Source organism: Desulfurococcaceae archaeon MEX13E-LK6-19, from assembly GCA_029637525.1.
Taxonomy (GTDB): Archaea; Thermoproteota; Thermoprotei_A; order Sulfolobales; family Desulfurococcaceae; genus MEX13ELK6-19.
In genome coordinates this window covers 582,966-599,989 of the sequence record CP072660.1, presented here as the reverse complement: position 1 = coordinate 599,989, position 17,024 = coordinate 582,966, and the positions used below count along the sequence as shown (strand labels likewise).

Here is a 17,024-nt window from a genome sequence, read left to right as displayed (position 1 = left end):
ACTTATGAATGAATAGGAATAAGCCATGGTGGACTCTATGCCAACCAGTATGAGCAATAAAGAAGCATTGAAGAAAATGAGCGAACTTCTCAGAAGCGGTGCTGTCATGTTGCCGGAGAAATGCCCTGTGAAAAACTGTAGCATGCCACTTTTCAGGCTAAGGACAGGAGAAGTAGTATGCCCTGTCCATGGCAGGGTCTACCTTGTTAGAAGCGATGAGGAAGCTAGAGAAGTACTAGCAAGAGTATCCGCGTCAAAAGTTCTTGAAGCTCTTGAGAATAAGGTGCTCGAAATACTCAGTAAAGCAGTTGAATCACCAGAAGAACGGGGATATAGAGAGATCATTGGATGGCTTGAGGTCTTGGAGAGGATAAGGAGGATAAAGAAGGAGTTAGGCACGAAGACCTAGTCTCAGCTTTTGGTTTATTACACTCAAGACTTCTCCCTTTACTTGTTCAATAGGATGATTACCGTCAACGTATTCTAGCCATCCACGATTAACCATGTCTATATAGATTTCTCTGACTTTCCTCAGTAAATCGATTTTCTCATACTCCGGGAATCTAGAACTACTCTTCCCCTTCTTAATACGGGTCAATCCTGTCTCGGGCTCTACATCAATGTATATTGATAGATCTGGTTTTATCGCATACCTATTTACTTCAATAACCCATTCTATGGGGACACCTGAAGCGCCTTGATAGGCTATGCTTGAGAAATAGTATCTATCCATTATGACATCTGTTCCACTAAGAAGCGCTGGTATAACAACTTTCCTTAAATGCACGAGTCTATCGGCAGCGTAAGCTAGTGCATCTAATTCAGGTGTTCTATATTCTTTATAGCTCTTTAATGCATCAACGAATTTGGTATCATTGGGTTCGTAAGTGTAGATCGCACTCCTACCATTTTTCTCAAATACTTCTACAAGCCATTTAGAAATAGTTGTCTTACCAGCTCCGTCAAGCCCCTCTATTACTATGAAGTATGCCCTCCTCATAGACTCTAATTACCTCCTTTCCATCATCTACTTCAATATATGGTTTTTTATGTTTACCTAAGTAATCAATAAACTCTCTGTAGTCCTCTACAACAAACAGAGGTATATTAGCAATAATACAGCCTATAATGAGAATAGGCTCAGCTTCACCAGCAATGATACATGATGGCGCTCTACCATACTCTTTTAACGCGTAAATTACATATGAACCAACAGTAGAACCCCGTGTCCCGGCAATAACTAATGGTTTATCGGTAATACAAACACCATCACTTGTGACAACACCTTTTTCAGGATCTACTTCTCCGAAAAACGATATCTTTCTGTTGATAACAACAGGCTCGCCCTTACATGATCCTCTAACAATAACTTTTACCTTGAATTCCTTCACTTAACCATTACCTCCTTTACCATGTCTTCTATACTTGCCAGTGAGACTTCTAATCCATGTAGTTTCTTCAAGTAAAACAATGCTTTTCCGCTATTAGTTATCACGAGATCAGGTTTTTCTCTCAATCTAGACACTATGGGGCATGTACCATAAGCTACTTCGATTCCTTTTTTACGTAGTATTGTAACAATGTCGTCAACAACACCCTTATACATGTATGGTATTGTTACAAGGAATTTCACGTTACTCTTAATTTTAGTGTATTGATTTACTAGGTTAGCTAGCTTATTCAACTCGTTTAGCGTGAGATGAGGGCATCCAACGTAAGCAAGAATATAACCCTTATCATCATATTGGGTTGAAATCTTGTCCATGTAGTTTCTAAGTTCTTTTTCGTCAACAATAATTTTCTCATTAATGTCGACACTATAGCTTTCTCTGGGAGTAATGCCGTCCAGAACAATTAATCCATGGCTTCCTGTGGCAGCTGCTGAGGCAAGTAATTCTTTTATGCCGAGGAAACTAGCTTCACTAAAGCCTTTTACAAACGGTATATCAGATATGTTGTCCCCTATGTAGAGACCTAGAAGACTACCCCAATAATCATCGAGTTTACTGAATGCCGTATATTCTACAAGCGTTCTTGCAACACGGTTTTCCATCAAGTGTAACCCTGCATAACTGGTCCTCCCAACTATTGCCGCCAATAGTGTTAACGGTCCTCCTTCACGGTTAGTCCTGGCACCATAAACAGAGTTCGCCATGGCAACAGCATTACTTTCCCCCCAAGCCAGGTGTTCGCTTACACTTGGCTTACTGATAAGGTATGGAATACATGTATATGATGGGCTTATACCCATTTTTTCAAGAGCACTGTTTATCTTTTTCTGCCCCATAACAAGTTTTTCATCGAAAATCCTTGTCGAGCCATACAAGTCTATACATGTTGGATTACTTGTAGTGTATACGCTTACTCTGCCACCGAGTTTAGCTAGTTTCTCAATGAAGCGTGCCCCTGGCTCGCCTATATTGCTATAAGATACGCCTGATACGTGGACGTGTCTTACCTTAACCAGTTTCTCTGCGCCAAGGCTTTCTCCAACTTTAACAATAACCTTCATTGCGAGAGCTACTGCTTCCCCGTATTCTCCTGAAAGCATTTTTTCTTCGAGTTTTGTTAGAAACAAGAGTAGATCACTCCCGCTCAGGGTATCTCTATTTTCTTGAATTCCTCTTTGGGTTTTTCTAGCGGAATAGTTGCATCAAATCCTAGTTTATCGACAACACCATCATCACCGCTAGGGTCTAGTGTACTGCCTCTAGCACTCTTAATTATAATGAGATCTCTTGAAGCCTGGAAACGAGTCGCCAAAGCCCATTCGACTTCAAGCGGGTTATCAACATCGATATCGTCATCAACTACGATAACACTCTTTAAGCTTGGATGACCAGTGAAAGCCGCCAGTACAACATTCTTTGCTTCACCACGATTCTTCTTCCTTATAGCGATAACCGCATGGAGCCATCCTCCACTACCAGGAGTTAGCCTAACAGCTTTTACATCTGTAACACGCCTAACGCTATCCCATATCAATGCTTCACGAGGATAACCCATGAGTAGTATATGTTCTTCGAAACCAGGCACTATGGCATGCACCAATGGTTCAAATTCTTTGTTAACATAGATACTACTCAACTTGAACACGGGTTGTTTCCGCCTTTTATCGGCAAGCCTCAGTATATCAACGAAAGGTCCTTCCCATTCCTCTTCGTCCCGAGAGATTACTCCCTCGACAACAATACTTGCTGTCGCTGGAACGGGGATTTTGAACTGTGGAGTTTCCACGAATGCAAGCTTGTTGTCTAGAAGTCTATTGGCGACGTATAGCTCGTAGACACCATAGGGAGGACTTGTTGATGAGGCGAGTTCTATTACTGGATGTACACCAAGTATTATTGCCACAGGCGTGTCTTTCCTCATTTCACTGTAGGTATTATAAATCCTGTATAGATGCCTAGGTACTATTCTAAGAACAGCCTTATTTTCATCAATAAGCATTGTACGATGATAAGAAGCATTACAAACACTATCAATACATGTACAATAGATCGAGCTAGTTAGATAGTATCCTCCATCTTCTCTATAAAATTTTATGAATGGTAGATCCTTGAGAGTATAGCTTGTTTCTTCAAAATATTTCCTGAAGTTATCTACAACGCCTTTAGTAGGGTTATTGAGTGCCTCAAGAATCTTCTTGTAGGACTCAACATCATTTCTTACATTAAGCATTAAATGAATATGCTTTCTACTACTAACAACATTGGCATAAATTCTTGAGAAAGAGTTCTTAATCGACGCTATAAAGGGATCTTTTTGTTTTGCGACAATACGCGTTACATCAAATAAACTGCTGATAACACCTTTGTCATCAATACTGAAACCGTTTTCTCTTAACTTATCGAAAAAACCCCATACACTAGTCTCACTCATACTCTAACCACCTTTGTCACACTATGGTAAACAAGATTGTTTACTTTTACTCTATTAACTGCTCTGTATAATCTTTTGTTATCCTCATACGGGAGAATTTTATGATAAGCGGCTTGTCATCGAACATAGTCTTGACCGATATAGTCTTAGAAGTATAGTCTATGTTGTCGATTAGGCCAGGGTATTCAGCTATATCTCTTTTAGATAAGGATACGTATATCCCCTTCTCAAACCCCAGTGTATAAAATCTTATTCGCTGAACTCCCATCATCTCCTTGATCTTGTCTACAGGGACGACTCTGCTCCCAGGTTGTATGACTAGGTTAAGTGAGTCCGGTAATAGAGATGCATAGTATATTTTTGTACCCGCTATGGATTCAATACTACTTGCATCAACTTCTTCTCCTTCAAATAATGGGTTACCTATAATGATCAGATCGCTTAGCATGTACTTCTTTATAGGCGCTTCTTCAAGGAATTTCCTATATTGTTCACTACGAAGCCATCTTCTCTCGTCACGATTTCTAGACTTGATTACTGGTGGTGATTTGAATACGTGAACTTTTATTCCAAGACCTTCTAGTTTCCTGAATACTTTCCCGTATTGTTCACCCATAACAACTACTTCATCAGGCCATACAGCTTCTATAAGCCTGATCTTGTAGTCAATAGCATTACTATCCTGGATCCATCCATCAGTATCAATAACAACCATGTCGGCTCCATTACTTACAGCATTGCCTATTAGTTTAACTACTTCCCATATTATCTTCTCGACATGGTACTGCGGTCTTATATCGCCTATAAACCTCATAATTGTCGGTGATAATTCTCTCATCCAAATAGCTGGGCTTGACACCATCGACAACGTGATGAATCCTGGAGGACCGATATCTGCTTGGCCTACATCAGAATCTATGATTGCCACTTTCTTAAGCCCGTTATTCAAAGCAATATTTGCTAACAACATCGCTATAGATGATTTACCCGAGTCTATTGGCCCCATAATGATTATTTTCTTGTTTCTACCAACAATTTTCTTGGCAAGCTCCATCCATTCGGCAATAGGTTCCTCATTAGGACTGGGCTCTTGTATTGTTGCACCAGGCCCTAAATTGGCTTCGATAACAAGGTCTTCTAGTGCTAGGACAGCATAGCTTCTCATCTTGTGTATTACGACTTTGTCTCCTGGACCAATTACTCTACCTAAAATACAAGCCTTGCCCTCAACAACACTTACTAGCGCTGGCCCGAATACGCGAAGTACACCGTTTTTAGGAAGGCTTATCCTCATCACTATCCTCCACCAAAACACCTTGTTTCAACGCTATTGCTGTTGCAGCATACAGGTCTTTCCTATAGGGAATACTATCGGGTATAACACTAATGATCCTTTCTATAAAGGGATTACGCCATCTAGTCTTTGGAGTACTATTACCCTCGTCGACAACCATGATCTTTGTTCTAGTTTCTTTGACTACTAGTCCAAGACTTTTACATAGCTTGTCGAGAAACGCTATGCCGCCGACTCCACCACCGATCTTGATAATCTTCTTTTTTGCCGGAAAAACCTTTAGAACCCAGCGTATGTAGTCAAGGGCTTCCTCTATAGAATAACTTATATTGAAATCAACAATACTGCCATCAGCTAGTACAACAACTACAAATCTATCCCCAGGGTCAACACCTACAGTTAATTCATTGTATTCGTTTTTGAATTTCAGAGAAAGTATTGCTTTCTCCAAAACACTATCACTACCCTTATCATCAAGGAAAACAAGCACACCTTTCTCCATGAGCTCCATGGCAATCCTGGGGTCATCAGTATAAACAACATCACCTGGTTTAATGTCTTTAATATCGTCTGGTATGGAGAATGGTATTCTTCTCTTCTTCAACCTATCAAGTACTTGCCGGAATCTCTTAGGTTCGTATACCAGCACTACTAGTCTACGTTTCTCCATACCATTAGTCCCATAAAACATTTCTCTAATACACTCTAAAATCTCTATAAGGACACTATACCTCCCTACATAACGTTGCTAAAGGAAGTGCTGACTCTATGCTCACAGGATCAAGTATTCTAGACGAGATACTAGAGAAGCATAGAATGATACTTGTCTATGGAGAAGCTGGTACAGGAAAAACAACATTGTTGCTCACGATTGCTAGAAATCTCTCAATCAATGGATGGAAGATCCTCTTTATAAGCACCGAAGGCAGCATGTATATGGCTAGAGTGGCTCCACGAGAGAAGGATTATAGCAACGTGTTTTTCGCTGAAGTATATAGTCTCGATGAGTTATTGAAACTTATTCTGACAATACCATTAATGAAACGCGTTGACGGCATAATAATTGACAGTATAAACGCTCCCTTCAGGCTTGAAGCATATAAAGAGAAGTCAATAGAGAAACTAGGAATTATACTAGGTTTACTCAAGTATATCACTCTAAAGAATAGCACTGTCGTATATTCTTCAGCCCAAGTAAGGGCAGTAGAGTCTATTGATGGCGAAGAAGTTACTGCTTCAGGTATGCCTATTCTAGAGTTTTGGTTTGACTTAATAATACAATTACTCAGAAGTGACGGCGAGAGAGTTCTTAAGATAGTAAAGCCTTTAGATAAGAAGGATATCCAATTGAAATTCATTATAGAGGAAAGCGGTGTGGAGTGGATTGACTATAGCTGAAGAACTCCTAGTATTCTTATTGAAGTACTATGGTCCACCAATGATCGCAAATGCCATGCCAGTACTTTTGAAGAAAGGTAGACCCATAGACTCTGGGAAACTATTCATTGATGGAAAAAGAATTCTCGGAGACGGCAAGACTTGGGAAGGTCTATTAATTGGTAGTATAGGAGGTTTCTTAGCCTCCCTGGCGGTATCACTGTTTTTCAGAGAAGAACCATTACTACCAATATTCTTCGCGGCATCAATAGCTGGCTTACTTGGCGACATCTGTGAATCATTCTTCAAGAGAAGACTAGGAATACAGCGAGGTGAACCCTTACCAGTATTCGATCAACTAGACTTCGCTATAGGAGCAACCATACTTTACATGATAACAGGGCTGATTACCATAGCTCATTTATTCTTTGTAGTATTCTCATTTACCATAATACTACTACTCCACATAACAACAAATGTTATTGCATACAATCTAGGGTTAAAAGACAAACCTTGGTAAAACAGTTAAGTATTTCTCTATCACCCTACTTTCAATACTGCCTCAGTATAGTATCCTAAGAATATTATTGCTGAGACAAGCGACAATATCACTAAAACTACTGCTACGGTAATATGTTTCTCACGTCCTTTACTTAGAATTCTCTTAAAACCACGTGGCTGAAATACTTCTTCAAACCGCGGAATAAGGAATGCAACTATTAAAGTCAATAGAGACAACGATGTTGTAAGTAGCGATAATCCCAGGATATAGAACCCGTAGTATGAAGGCATTTCCCTATAGATCTTTATGGCATTATACCAGTTGCTGAGAAAGAATATTGATGCTGCAAACACTATTCCTATAACATATCTTGCAGTACTCTCTATAAAGTACTCATACTCAAAGAAATGAGCAAGCAGCGTTCTCTTAATTCTAGTCAATTCTATTCACCTGTCTTTAAAGGGTTGGAGGAAATAATTTTTATTCTTATCCCCCTTTTCTTCTAAAGTTAGAGCTAATGAAGCAAGGGAGTACTTATGCTAAGGTCTATTAAAGACAAAACAGGTCTTGTAACAATTATTGGCCTAATAATAATTCTTGCTTCAATAGTATCTTATATCTACACAACATATGTCTCGGTAGACAAGAGTTTCTACGATGACAAGATATCTTGGTATCATATCCATATATTGAAGTATATTGCAAATGGAGGAAGTATTGTTGATGACCCGTATCTATGGTTTCCTGTAGGTAAAGATCTTACACGTTCACCTATTCTGTTAGACATCATCAATGCCTATGCAGGCAATCTTAATCCAGGTATATTAACGCTTGTGATGGGCATACTTTTGGGTATTGAAGCACTTGTACTAGCGTACATAATGTTTCGAGATAAACTAACTTCATCGCTTGCCTTGGCACTAACACTGCTTGTCCCAGCTACTGCTTATTGGTTTAAATACACAAACTATGGATCCTACATAGCAATGCCTATTGGTGTACTAACAATAGTACTACTGGCGTTACTACCCAAGTACACTACCGATGTCAAAAACTTCTGGAAAATCTTTACAGCAAGCATCATAATATACACTGTCTCATGGTTCATATGGTCGGCTGCATGGATTATACCATTAGTTCTATCACTTTACATGATCACGTTAATGTACTCAGGTGCTATAGATAAGAGAACACTCTTAGCAGCATCAATAGTATTCCTTACAACACTGATATTAGCTGCCGTAAATAAGTACTTCACTGTATACCATCTATTCGCATTAATACTCTTGGGCACAACAACAATATTCTCATACCTAGAGTACACTTTCGTTTCAGCAATAACAATAGCGTTTAAACGAAACATATGGAGATTTATCTCAACGATATTCTCGTTAGCAGCCGCTATAATACTAACTTATATCATTATCACATTCTTCAATCCTCCAGGCCTACCAGAACCCTATTCAAAAGAATACAATCCTGTAGTAGACATATTCCCAGTAGTTATCTTGGCGCCATTCGCTCTAGTAATGTACTTGAGGTCACGTCTATTAGCTGATTTGAAGAGGAATTCCGTTGAAGTAGTAAGTATCATATTGTTCTTGACGTGTATAATAGCGGCATACATCGAGCCTCCATTATCTGTACTTGCCACACTAGCTATTTCACCATTCATAATGTTTGCCTTGAGCAAAGTTGCAGACTTTATTTACAAAGAATATAAAGGCAAACTAAGAGTCTTTGCCCTAGCAATACTAACATGGATCATAATTGGTATTCTTGCCGGTGGTGTCGCAGGCTCCTATAATGTTGCATCAACACCTCCACAAATATACTATAGTGGAATAACACCAGCAGGGCATGGCTACAAGGTTATCAATGAAAGCGGTCTAGCTACTCTCCTAAACCTTGTTAAAGAAAACTCTGTAGTAATAGTGCATTGGGATAAAGCAGCCTGGGTAACTGGGTTAAAACCTGTTCACACACTTGCCGACGATCATGGGCCTGATGCGAATAAGAGAATCATATCACTCATAATGATTAGCGATGAAGAAACTGCACGTGCACTCATAGAGAAATATATTGACACGAGTAAATACAAGGTCTACATACTAGTAACAGAACTTGTCTCAGTAGACAAAACACCACTGGGTCTTGTAAGAAAAGCTGTACACATAGGTAGGGCTTATGTAGCGGGAGAAGGAGCCTATGGAATGCCTGAAATAATATATATACCGTTCGGCGATATTGCCAGACTCTTTGAGTACGTTACATTGTCAGGAAAGAAGTCCGCTGAATACATAAGCTTACAGGCACCAATAAGATCATCTCTACAACTATCATTAGCCTGGAGCCCCAAAGCAGAAAAGACGCTACTCGTGAGACTAGTAACCGATGCTATATTCCAGCTTGGATATAATCCCGTAAACAATCTCGTATCAAGTAATCCATTAACAAGAACTGACTTCCCTGAACTAAAGTACTTTAAACTAGTAAAGGCAACAATGACCTATCTAGATACAGTACACACCGACATGGGTGATTACGAGATAAGAGTATTAGTGGCGTTATATGAGTTTGTACCACCAGAAGAAACAAGCTAAGGATCAAAGAGTGGTTGTTCATCTATTTTTAGTAAACCAGCCTCTGCTTTCATTTTCAATCTGTACTCTATGTATTTATCCTCAGGAGAGAACCTTGGCGGATGTGGAACAACAACTTTTGCTCCACACGCGGGACACTTGTCTTTATTCAACGTATATCTTCCGCAAACAGGGCATTTCCTCATAAGCCAGTTCATCGTTTCTCACGCTCAAACTTAGCTTCAACACCAAGGTCTTTAGCCATAGTGGTTGCCTGCTCAACTATTGCCGAGAGAGCTTTCTCAGCGATCTTATAGTCAGGGGCCTCTACTTCAACAACGTACCTTGGCGCACCTAGGGTGTATACTTTAACAGATACTTTTTCAAACTTCTTAGCAACCTCAGGTATCGTGAGCAATATTTTCTTTATATCCTCTACTCCATAAGGTTTAAGGCTTCTCAGTATAAACGTGCCACGTATCCTAACCTTCTTTATCTTTATATGCCTGTTTATCTCCTGCATCAACGGCTCAATCCAGTCTTCAGGTACACCAGCCTCTCTAAGAGCCTCTGGTCCTCGGAGAACAGCTTCTTCAAGCCCATATAATGGATCGCCATAGTAGTCTTCAAGTTTCCATATAACTTTCTCATAGGCCTCATCAATAGGTTTCCCTATTTTCTGAGCAACTATTTCAACAATTTTAGCTGCTTTTACATACCGTTTCCACCACATCATTTTCTTCCTACGATCACTATCACTAACCTTCTTTAGCGAGACATCAACTGTTTTCCTGTGTCTATTAACTCTAATAACTTTAACAACAATCTTCTGGCCTTCCCTGATCACATCTCTGATATTCCTAACCCATCTCGTTGATACTTCACTCCAAGGTAAATATGCTTGAAGACCACCATATTCGTCTAGTGTAACGTATGCACCATAGTCGAATATCTCCTTGACAGTAGCTACGACATACTCGCCAACATGAGGCAACTCTTTCCTAGGCTTAAGCACACTCATACTATACACCCAAGTATTCTTGCTCTAGTCGAGAATAAGAGTAAGAGCAGGAATAATATAAATTGAGTTCGCCTGATTAATCAATGAAATAAAATAAGTTTATCCAAGCTCGGCCACGACTTCAGCATTCTTTCTTATAATCTCTGCTTTACCTCCTGTTGGCCTGACCAGCTGTGTACCACAAACCTTGCATCTAACCGGGAATGTTGCATGACTGAAAACAATGTTTTCAGCTCCACAAACTTTGCACACTACTTTAAGGAAACGGCTACGTGGTTGAGGTATAAGGATCTTCCGTTTCTTAACCATTACTTAGCCACCTCAACCAACTCGACTTTCTTTAGCCTAATTCCTCTCCTGTGTAGTATGTAGCCACATTTCCTGCACTTAAGCTTCAATACAACCTTTTTTGTTACTTTAGCAAATCTTTTCTGTTCAGGCTTCCTCTTAGAACCATAACCTTCTTGTTTTCTTCTATATCTTCTTTCTCCCTCAGCAAGAGCTCTTCTTTTGCCATGCTTGTATATTGTTACACTATGTTCAGTATGTGTTTTACAACGAGGACAATAAGTTACTATTACTTTAGGAAACTTCATTGAGCCTCCCCATACCGCTGTTATACTCTCTTCCTCGCTACCTTCCATGTCTAGTGTATTAGAGATATTAAAGCTTACCATAATCACGAGGTAATTCCAGCGAAAACAGACTCTACAGGTACAGCTATACCCGAGAGCACATACAGAACCGCTTTATTTAGATCAAGAGCGACTATGTCACCAGGTCTATACCTTGCTTTCCTAAACGACACCTCTTCTTTTACACGCATCAACACTTTACCATCGGGAGTAGTGAGTAAAAGCCCCACAATGTATTTCGCTAGAAACGCGATAACATTATTAATATTTTCAAGGACAATTTCGTCAAAAGAACCCTTCTCTATATCGAGACCTGCGACTGCCTTCAAGAGCCTTACTCTGATCAAGAGCTCAGCGTCAACAAGTATTTTCTTTAAGTATTTTGAAAAATATTCCCGTGAAAGCCCACCAGCTCTCCTGACATCAATTATTGTCTGGTATAATTCTTTATGGAAATCCTCAATGTCTTCTCTTGTAATTTTAAGTATCTTGCTCGACAGTAGTTCATCACGTGCCAGGCTAAGATACTTCATTTGCATGGCTTCACCACTTCTACACCACTATAGTCAACAACATCAACCAGGTCCCTGACAGCTAGATAGAAAACCAGCGTAGCATCCAGTTTAGTTTTCTCGCCTTTAGTCAATTTTACCTTTCTGCCAAGAATTCTCACTTCAGGGAGATCGACTCGAGGGACAACAATAGCTTCTCCTCTGAACACAGTATATTTATCAAAGACCGGCTCGAGCCCCTTGTCAGGATCGAGTTCACAGACGGCTAATCCAGCTTTTCCGTTTATTGAACCTATGAATCTAGATAACCTAGAGATATCCATAGTGACTACAGGATCTACTTCCACTTTCCATAACATAGCTATTTTCTCGACCTCATTATAGTCTGCTTCAATAACATCGCCAAGATCCCTATACTCCAGAGCACTCAAAACAGAGTCTCTTAGTCTTGCTCTAAACCCGTACTCGTTTCTCTTGTAAAACAATACCTTGTCTTTTCGTCTTCCTCTTCCAGTAGGTTGTAGTATTTTCTCAAGAGATATATTCTTCAATGTCAAGTAATCAACTATAACTCTTCTCTCGTCCCTCCCAAGGTCTTTAAAGAAGTCGTCTTCAAACTTTACATGAAAACCTCTATGACCAGAAAATGCTACTTCATACTGTTTTGCACCAAAATCTCTCTCCATTACATCAATTATTTTTATCACATCATTCCAAGCCATCTCCAAACACTTTTCGTCAAATAGAGGAATTTTTACCAGTTCTTCAGAACCACAATTAGGGCATTTATTACCTTCTTCTCCAACAAGAGAACCACATTTAGGACAAATTCTGATTACATCACTACAACCCGGGTAATGATCCGAGTCTATATCAAAAATGAGATCTGAGCCAAGCCAACCTTTTGACTCCATGTCTTCGGAAGAGGGATTATCGTATATTGCTGATGAGTAGTACAAGTGTAGTGGGGGTTTCGATAAAATGTATTTATACAACATAGACATTGACGGAAAAGACAAATGCCTTACATAAGATTTACTACCAATAGGCTGTACGGCAATTTCCCTTTTAGGAAGTAGTCTAGGCTCCTTGAGTGGTTCTAGAGAATAGTATTTGTAAAGAAGATCTTGAAGAAATTTTCTATTACTCAGTCCTAGGCGCGACATAGAATATCAACCGGCCTTCCTGAGGAAGTATGAACTCTATTTTGCATGGTATCGCTGTACCAAACTCAAATATGACTTCATCAGCTGCTTGTGCTGCTGAAACTATATCTGACAAGTAGTCCGTTGAATATATCGCTTTAGCTTCCTCTTCAGCAGAATACTCTATGAGACTACCCATTTCCTCAGATAACTCGATCTCTGCATCACCTAGGTCTCCTGAACTTCTCGCCTTAAGTACTGGTGTATCGGGTCTTGCCAGGAACTCTATAGCATCACCAATAGGCTCAAGGTCCTTAACTGTATCTCTTAGAATAGTGCTCATCATCTTTGTTCTAACAGTGAACTTAATCTTTAGTTCAGGTAGTTTCTCAGCCGTTGTCTCAATTGATGGTATGATAAAGGTTCTTGTACCCTTACCAATAAATGATACAGCAAGTCTTCCTGCCTCAAGTGTTTTCAGCTCTAGTTTGTCAGCTTTAGTCGCTCTCCTAAGGATCTTTGATAAATCCTCTAGATTTACTCCTATAACTTCTTCTTTCTCTACTTCGAATTCATCAAAACTAGAGCTTGGCATAATAAAGTCGACCAGTACGACACGAGAAGCATCAATTGCCTTTAATCTAAACCCTTCATTATTGATGACGAAAGCTGCCTCCTCTATTATCTTGCTTACAGCGTTTATAGCGTATCTCCATACTCTTGCATCAAAGAATAGTATCCTCATACCGACACCTCACGCTAGAAAATAATTTCCCAACCCCACGATATTAAGAGTTATGCAGTGTTGATATATAAACTCCACTTAGGAAACATTTATGTGTACTTTTTTATTTTCACCAGCACTTGGTTTCCTTCCACTACTTTCCAGACAATTAATTATTGAGCGCGTTATGAGTAAAGCTCTTTCAATCAATGTTTTAGATGAAATATAGTTTGGCGTTGAATGATACGCCTCGGTCAAAATGTTATTAAGTTTATAGAAAACCTTCTTTAAAAACTCATCATTAAATACGGTATCCTGCATTATATCATACACCCAGATCCGATCTCTTAAAATAAATAATGGATTAAGTTAGTCGTATTCTCTCCACACATACCCGCACTTAGTACATCTAAAGAATCTCGTAGGAGGCTCGTCTGCCGCTCTAGTCTGCAAAAACCAATAGTATGCTTCTCTATTACCACATTTGGGACAGACAACATCCCTTGTTACAGGTAGCCCTTTAACTTCTTCTTCCTTGCTGATAACGATAGTTTTCTCTTTCTCTGTGTGCTCGATAACATCTCTCTTCTTATACATTGTTAACTCAGTTTTGCTCGTTGGCTCTAATTTATATCCGCACCGAGGACACACGAATACTACCTTTCCTTCCTCTCTCTTAGGCACCATTATTGACCTGCATTTTGGGCAAAACTTCATTGTGATCACCTTTTACTTAGGGTCTAGGTCTTTAGGAATTGTTATAGAGATTAATAGGATTTACTAATGCATACATGAGTGACTGAAATAGGTTTTGATTTACCAAACACATCTATGATGTAACATAGAGAACTCAATACACGCTTGATATTGAAAAGAATATCGGGGTCTAGCACACTGTATCTTATACACTTGATCCCAAGGGAGCCTATAACGCCTTGTTCACACGAATCAATACAATAGAAATACCTGATTTCCTCTAGTGTTTTTAGTTTCTTCAGCCCTTCACGTAGATCATATCCTCTATGAATTGAGATCTCCTCAATAGACTTGCCGCGACAAACAATAAATGCATAGCCTCTACTGCATTCTTTTAAGAATAGTATTCTTGCTTCCTTCTTCAAAGTGTTTCCTCAAGTTTTTTCTTGAATTCCTCCAACGTGGTTTTTATTGCATCAATAATTTCCTTCAATGCCTTGTCTACAGAATAGTTTTCATCAACAGCTATTGAGATCTCCATTCTGTCCTGTAGGGGATGAGGTATTCTGTATGAGGCAAATACTACATGTGGATGCATCATAGCTTGCTTAGCTAAGAGGTTGCCAAGAGTGTGTCCTTCTCCTCTAACAATCACCACTATTTCTCTTTCAGAGACTTTCTTAACCTCTATCTCCATAAAACTACACCACATTAGTCATTATGACAGACTCCTTTTCTACTCCACAGATACGCACTATTATAAGTTTAGGGGTTCTCCTCGAGATCTCCTGGGATTTCACTGCTAATACTCTCCATGAATTCTTTTAGGGCTTGTCTCCACTCCTTGGTAAGTCTGGGTTTTTCTTCTTCATCACTTCGTAGCAAACCTTTTTTCAATCCTTCCTCAATAACGTAGTTTGGATCGAGATCAAGTATTATTGATGCTGCTGCAACAAAATACTTTGTCGTTGTGCCTCGAACACTATACTTAATCTCCTCATAGACTTCAGCAATTTTCTCAATAACGTTTTTCAGAAATTCTATATCAGCATTCGTCTCGATGACACCATTGGAATACTTCGCCTTGTATCCTTTCCTGGACAGTATCTCGACTAAGAGAATCGGTGGGAATGTCTTTCGAGTTAAGGAGACCAGGTAGTCCACAGGTATTCGTTTATGTTCTTTACCACTTAGGCTGGACAATTCTTTGTGTAGTGATACAATTTGCTTGACTTTTACCCAAGCTCTCTTTATATCTGTTTTATACCCGTATAGAGTCACTTCTATACCGTGTTCTTTCACTTCAATGGCTGCTTCTAATGTCGTGATATTGTCTTTTATTAATTCAGCTAGTTTAAGACATTCATCGCCTCTGCAAGGTATAAAGAATACTCTCTTGATTATAGGCATGAGGATTCTCCACCAAAAACACTAGGTAGTGTAGAAGCTACTTAACCATGTATTTTATTGAGACTTTTCTTTTCTCAACATTACCGCATCTAGGGCAATAGAGTATTTCCTCGCTTTTCTTCTTCAACATTCCACCACACTTACTACACATAGCAGCTATGACGCCAAACTGTGGTCCCTTAAGTGATAGTTGGTAGGGTATTCTATCATTCAATACCTTTGCTCTAATTATATCCCCTAATCTGATCACATCATACATTGTTTCAACATATTTATCGCTGGCTTGGGAGATATGTAGAACACCCGTAAAAGATGTTGATGGAGAGGTTTTTCCTTCAATTTGTATTATGTTAATAAACGCGAGGTCGTCAGACATACTCGCTATAACTCCTATGACTATATCACCTGGTTTGGGTGTGTAAGGACGGTTTTTGACTTGTCTAACTACAATCATTCTCTGGTTTCTATCAATAACAATTCTGCCAACAAGAGCTGACCTAACCCACCCGTCAATATAATCGTATGTCCCAGAGCCAGGGAGATACTCTTCAATAACACATATCTTGTCTCCAGGTGTAACGAGGTTTCCTTGTCTACTCTTCTGCGTCTCCATGGTATCCACCTTTCCTGATAGCTACTAGTAATACATCGATCCGGTACACTCTACGTCTATGATGAGGCAACATCATCTTTATAGGATATCTTGCTCTACTAATATAAGATATCCTGCTATTAAATGCTTCAGCAATATTTTTTAAAAGACTTCTGAAGCCAGGGCTGTCCTTATGGATACTATATACGCTTCTAGAGATACTTAATGCCTTTCTAAGAAACAACGTATCAGCACCTCTTCTACAAGGTTTTACTCCAAACGGAGGGTTCATTATTGTTGTATCAACGTTCTTCAACTCTATGTAGCCAGCATCTCCAGTAATCAAGAGGGTTCTATGGTACAAATTGTTTTCTCTAAGCCAGTTTCTTGCTTCTAGAAGAACCTTGTAATCTATATCTACTCCAATTACCCTTTTAGCACCAAGTAGGAGCGCACCTATGCCTAGCCTCAGACTCCCACATCCTAGATCAAGAACGGTTTTTCCAACTATATCATTACGCATTAACGCTTCCCATAATAGAGATGCTGCTATACTTGGTGGTGTCGTGTATTGTTCCAGCTCCTCTCTAGGCTCTCTAATCTCGGGTGTATTCTCTAGAGATAATTCGAGTTCTTTTTTGTCAACCAACAT

24 protein-coding genes are annotated in these 17,024 nt (G+C 39.4%); 4 read left to right on the top strand and 20 right to left on the bottom strand.

Annotation, left to right across the window (positions count from 1 at the left end; genetic code table 11):
• The first annotated feature begins 49 nt into the window (after positions 1-49).
• Entirely contained in the window at positions 50-409 is a 360-nt protein-coding gene (locus J4526_03495; protein WFO76307.1) for a hypothetical protein, read from the top strand.
• On the opposite strand, the gene tmk is transcribed toward J4526_03495, so the two are convergent.
• From tmk to J4526_03465, 6 genes are read right to left on the bottom strand one after another with little or no spacing between them, the layout of a single operon-like run.
• Complete coding sequence (gene tmk, locus J4526_03490; protein ID WFO75926.1) at positions 392-1,000, bottom strand: dTMP kinase; 609 nt, start codon at positions 998-1,000, stop codon at positions 392-394. The two genes, J4526_03495 and tmk, sit on opposite strands and share 18 nt — an antisense overlap.
• Entirely contained in the window at positions 963-1,391 is a 429-nt protein-coding gene (locus J4526_03485; GenBank protein WFO75925.1) for a DUF126 domain-containing protein, read from the bottom strand. Before J4526_03485 ends, tmk begins: the two co-directional genes overlap by 38 nt.
• A complete protein-coding gene (locus tag J4526_03480) occupies positions 1,388-2,578 on the bottom strand; it encodes an aconitase X catalytic domain-containing protein (protein ID WFO75924.1) in 1,191 nt (396 codons plus the stop codon). The genes J4526_03485 and J4526_03480 overlap by 4 nt, the downstream gene beginning before the upstream one ends.
• Before the next feature lie 17 nt (positions 2,579-2,595).
• Entirely contained in the window at positions 2,596-3,882 is a 1,287-nt protein-coding gene (locus J4526_03475; GenBank protein WFO75923.1) for a UbiD family decarboxylase, read from the bottom strand.
• A gap of 46 nt (positions 3,883-3,928) precedes the next feature.
• Entirely contained in the window at positions 3,929-5,179 is a 1,251-nt protein-coding gene (locus J4526_03470) for a GTPase (protein ID WFO75922.1), read from the bottom strand.
• Positions 5,157-5,846, bottom strand: a complete 690-nt coding sequence (locus J4526_03465) for a hypothetical protein (GenBank protein ID WFO75921.1) — start codon at positions 5,844-5,846, stop codon at positions 5,157-5,159. The genes J4526_03470 and J4526_03465 overlap by 23 nt, the downstream gene beginning before the upstream one ends.
• A 98-nt stretch (positions 5,847-5,944) precedes the next feature.
• Here J4526_03465 and J4526_03460 point away from each other — a divergent pair, with 98 nt between their 5' ends.
• Together J4526_03460 and J4526_03455 are read left to right on the top strand one after the other, a co-directional pair.
• Entirely contained in the window at positions 5,945-6,574 is a 630-nt protein-coding gene (locus J4526_03460; GenBank protein WFO75920.1) for an AAA family ATPase, read from the top strand.
• A 40-nt stretch (positions 6,575-6,614) separates the two neighbouring features.
• The gene (locus J4526_03455; GenBank protein ID WFO76306.1) at positions 6,615-7,073 is read left to right on the top strand and encodes a CDP-2,3-bis-(O-geranylgeranyl)-sn-glycerol synthase; all 459 of its coding nucleotides are present in this window, start codon (positions 6,615-6,617) and stop codon (positions 7,071-7,073) included.
• Between the two features lie 20 nt (positions 7,074-7,093).
• Here the strand turns inward: J4526_03455 and J4526_03450 are convergent, their stop codons facing one another.
• A complete protein-coding gene (locus tag J4526_03450; GenBank protein WFO75919.1) occupies positions 7,094-7,495 on the bottom strand; it encodes a hypothetical protein in 402 nt (133 codons plus the stop codon).
• 96 nt (positions 7,496-7,591) lie between these two features.
• Here J4526_03450 and J4526_03445 point away from each other — a divergent pair, with 96 nt between their 5' ends.
• Positions 7,592-9,658, top strand: a complete 2,067-nt coding sequence (locus J4526_03445) for a hypothetical protein (GenBank protein ID WFO75918.1) — start codon at positions 7,592-7,594, stop codon at positions 9,656-9,658.
• Here J4526_03445 and J4526_03440 read toward each other — a convergent pair.
• The 13 genes from J4526_03440 to J4526_03380 form a co-directional block, all read right to left on the bottom strand.
• Positions 9,655-9,855 carry an RNA-protein complex protein Nop10 gene (locus tag J4526_03440; protein ID WFO75917.1) on the bottom strand — a complete coding sequence of 67 codons (201 nt, stop codon included), beginning with the start codon at positions 9,853-9,855 and terminating at the stop codon, positions 9,655-9,657. The genes J4526_03445 and J4526_03440 overlap by 4 nt on opposite strands.
• On the bottom strand, positions 9,852-10,652 hold the full coding sequence (locus tag J4526_03435) for a translation initiation factor IF-2 subunit alpha (GenBank protein WFO76305.1): 801 nt from the start codon (positions 10,650-10,652) through the stop codon (positions 9,852-9,854). The genes J4526_03440 and J4526_03435 overlap by 4 nt, the downstream gene beginning before the upstream one ends.
• Before the next feature lie 105 nt (positions 10,653-10,757).
• Entirely contained in the window at positions 10,758-10,967 is a 210-nt protein-coding gene (locus tag J4526_03430) for a 30S ribosomal protein S27e (protein WFO75916.1), read from the bottom strand.
• Positions 10,967-11,254 carry a 50S ribosomal protein L44e gene (locus J4526_03425; protein ID WFO75915.1) on the bottom strand — a complete coding sequence of 96 codons (288 nt, stop codon included), beginning with the start codon at positions 11,252-11,254 and terminating at the stop codon, positions 10,967-10,969. The genes J4526_03430 and J4526_03425 overlap by 1 nt, the downstream gene beginning before the upstream one ends.
• A gap of 83 nt (positions 11,255-11,337) precedes the next feature.
• On the bottom strand, positions 11,338-11,832 hold the full coding sequence (locus J4526_03420) for a hypothetical protein (GenBank protein WFO75914.1): 495 nt from the start codon (positions 11,830-11,832) through the stop codon (positions 11,338-11,340).
• Complete coding sequence (locus J4526_03415; GenBank protein WFO75913.1) at positions 11,823-12,971, bottom strand: DNA primase; 1,149 nt, start codon at positions 12,969-12,971, stop codon at positions 11,823-11,825. Before J4526_03415 ends, J4526_03420 begins: the two co-directional genes overlap by 10 nt.
• Positions 12,949-13,695, bottom strand: coding sequence for a proliferating cell nuclear antigen (pcna) (gene pcn, locus J4526_03410; protein ID WFO75912.1), 747 nt, complete (start codon positions 13,693-13,695; stop codon positions 12,949-12,951). The genes J4526_03415 and pcn overlap by 23 nt, the downstream gene beginning before the upstream one ends.
• A gap of 348 nt (positions 13,696-14,043) precedes the next feature.
• Complete coding sequence (locus J4526_03405) at positions 14,044-14,391, bottom strand: transcription factor S (protein ID WFO75911.1); 348 nt, start codon at positions 14,389-14,391, stop codon at positions 14,044-14,046.
• A gap of 50 nt (positions 14,392-14,441) precedes the next feature.
• The gene (locus J4526_03400) at positions 14,442-14,795 is read right to left on the bottom strand and encodes a hypothetical protein (GenBank protein ID WFO75910.1); all 354 of its coding nucleotides are present in this window, start codon (positions 14,793-14,795) and stop codon (positions 14,442-14,444) included.
• Entirely contained in the window at positions 14,792-15,067 is a 276-nt protein-coding gene (locus J4526_03395) for an RNA polymerase (protein WFO75909.1), read from the bottom strand. The genes J4526_03400 and J4526_03395 overlap by 4 nt, the downstream gene beginning before the upstream one ends.
• A 68-nt stretch (positions 15,068-15,135) precedes the next feature.
• Positions 15,136-15,780, bottom strand: a complete 645-nt coding sequence (locus J4526_03390) for a DUF2067 family protein (protein WFO75908.1) — start codon at positions 15,778-15,780, stop codon at positions 15,136-15,138.
• Positions 15,781-15,817: 37 nt separating this feature from the next.
• Entirely contained in the window at positions 15,818-16,393 is a 576-nt protein-coding gene (locus J4526_03385) for an exosome complex RNA-binding protein Csl4 (protein WFO75907.1), read from the bottom strand.
• Positions 16,374-17,021, bottom strand: coding sequence for a 50S ribosomal protein L11 methyltransferase (locus J4526_03380; protein ID WFO75906.1), 648 nt, complete (start codon positions 17,019-17,021; stop codon positions 16,374-16,376). The genes J4526_03385 and J4526_03380 overlap by 20 nt, the downstream gene beginning before the upstream one ends.
• Positions 17,022-17,024: the final 3 nt, after the last annotated feature.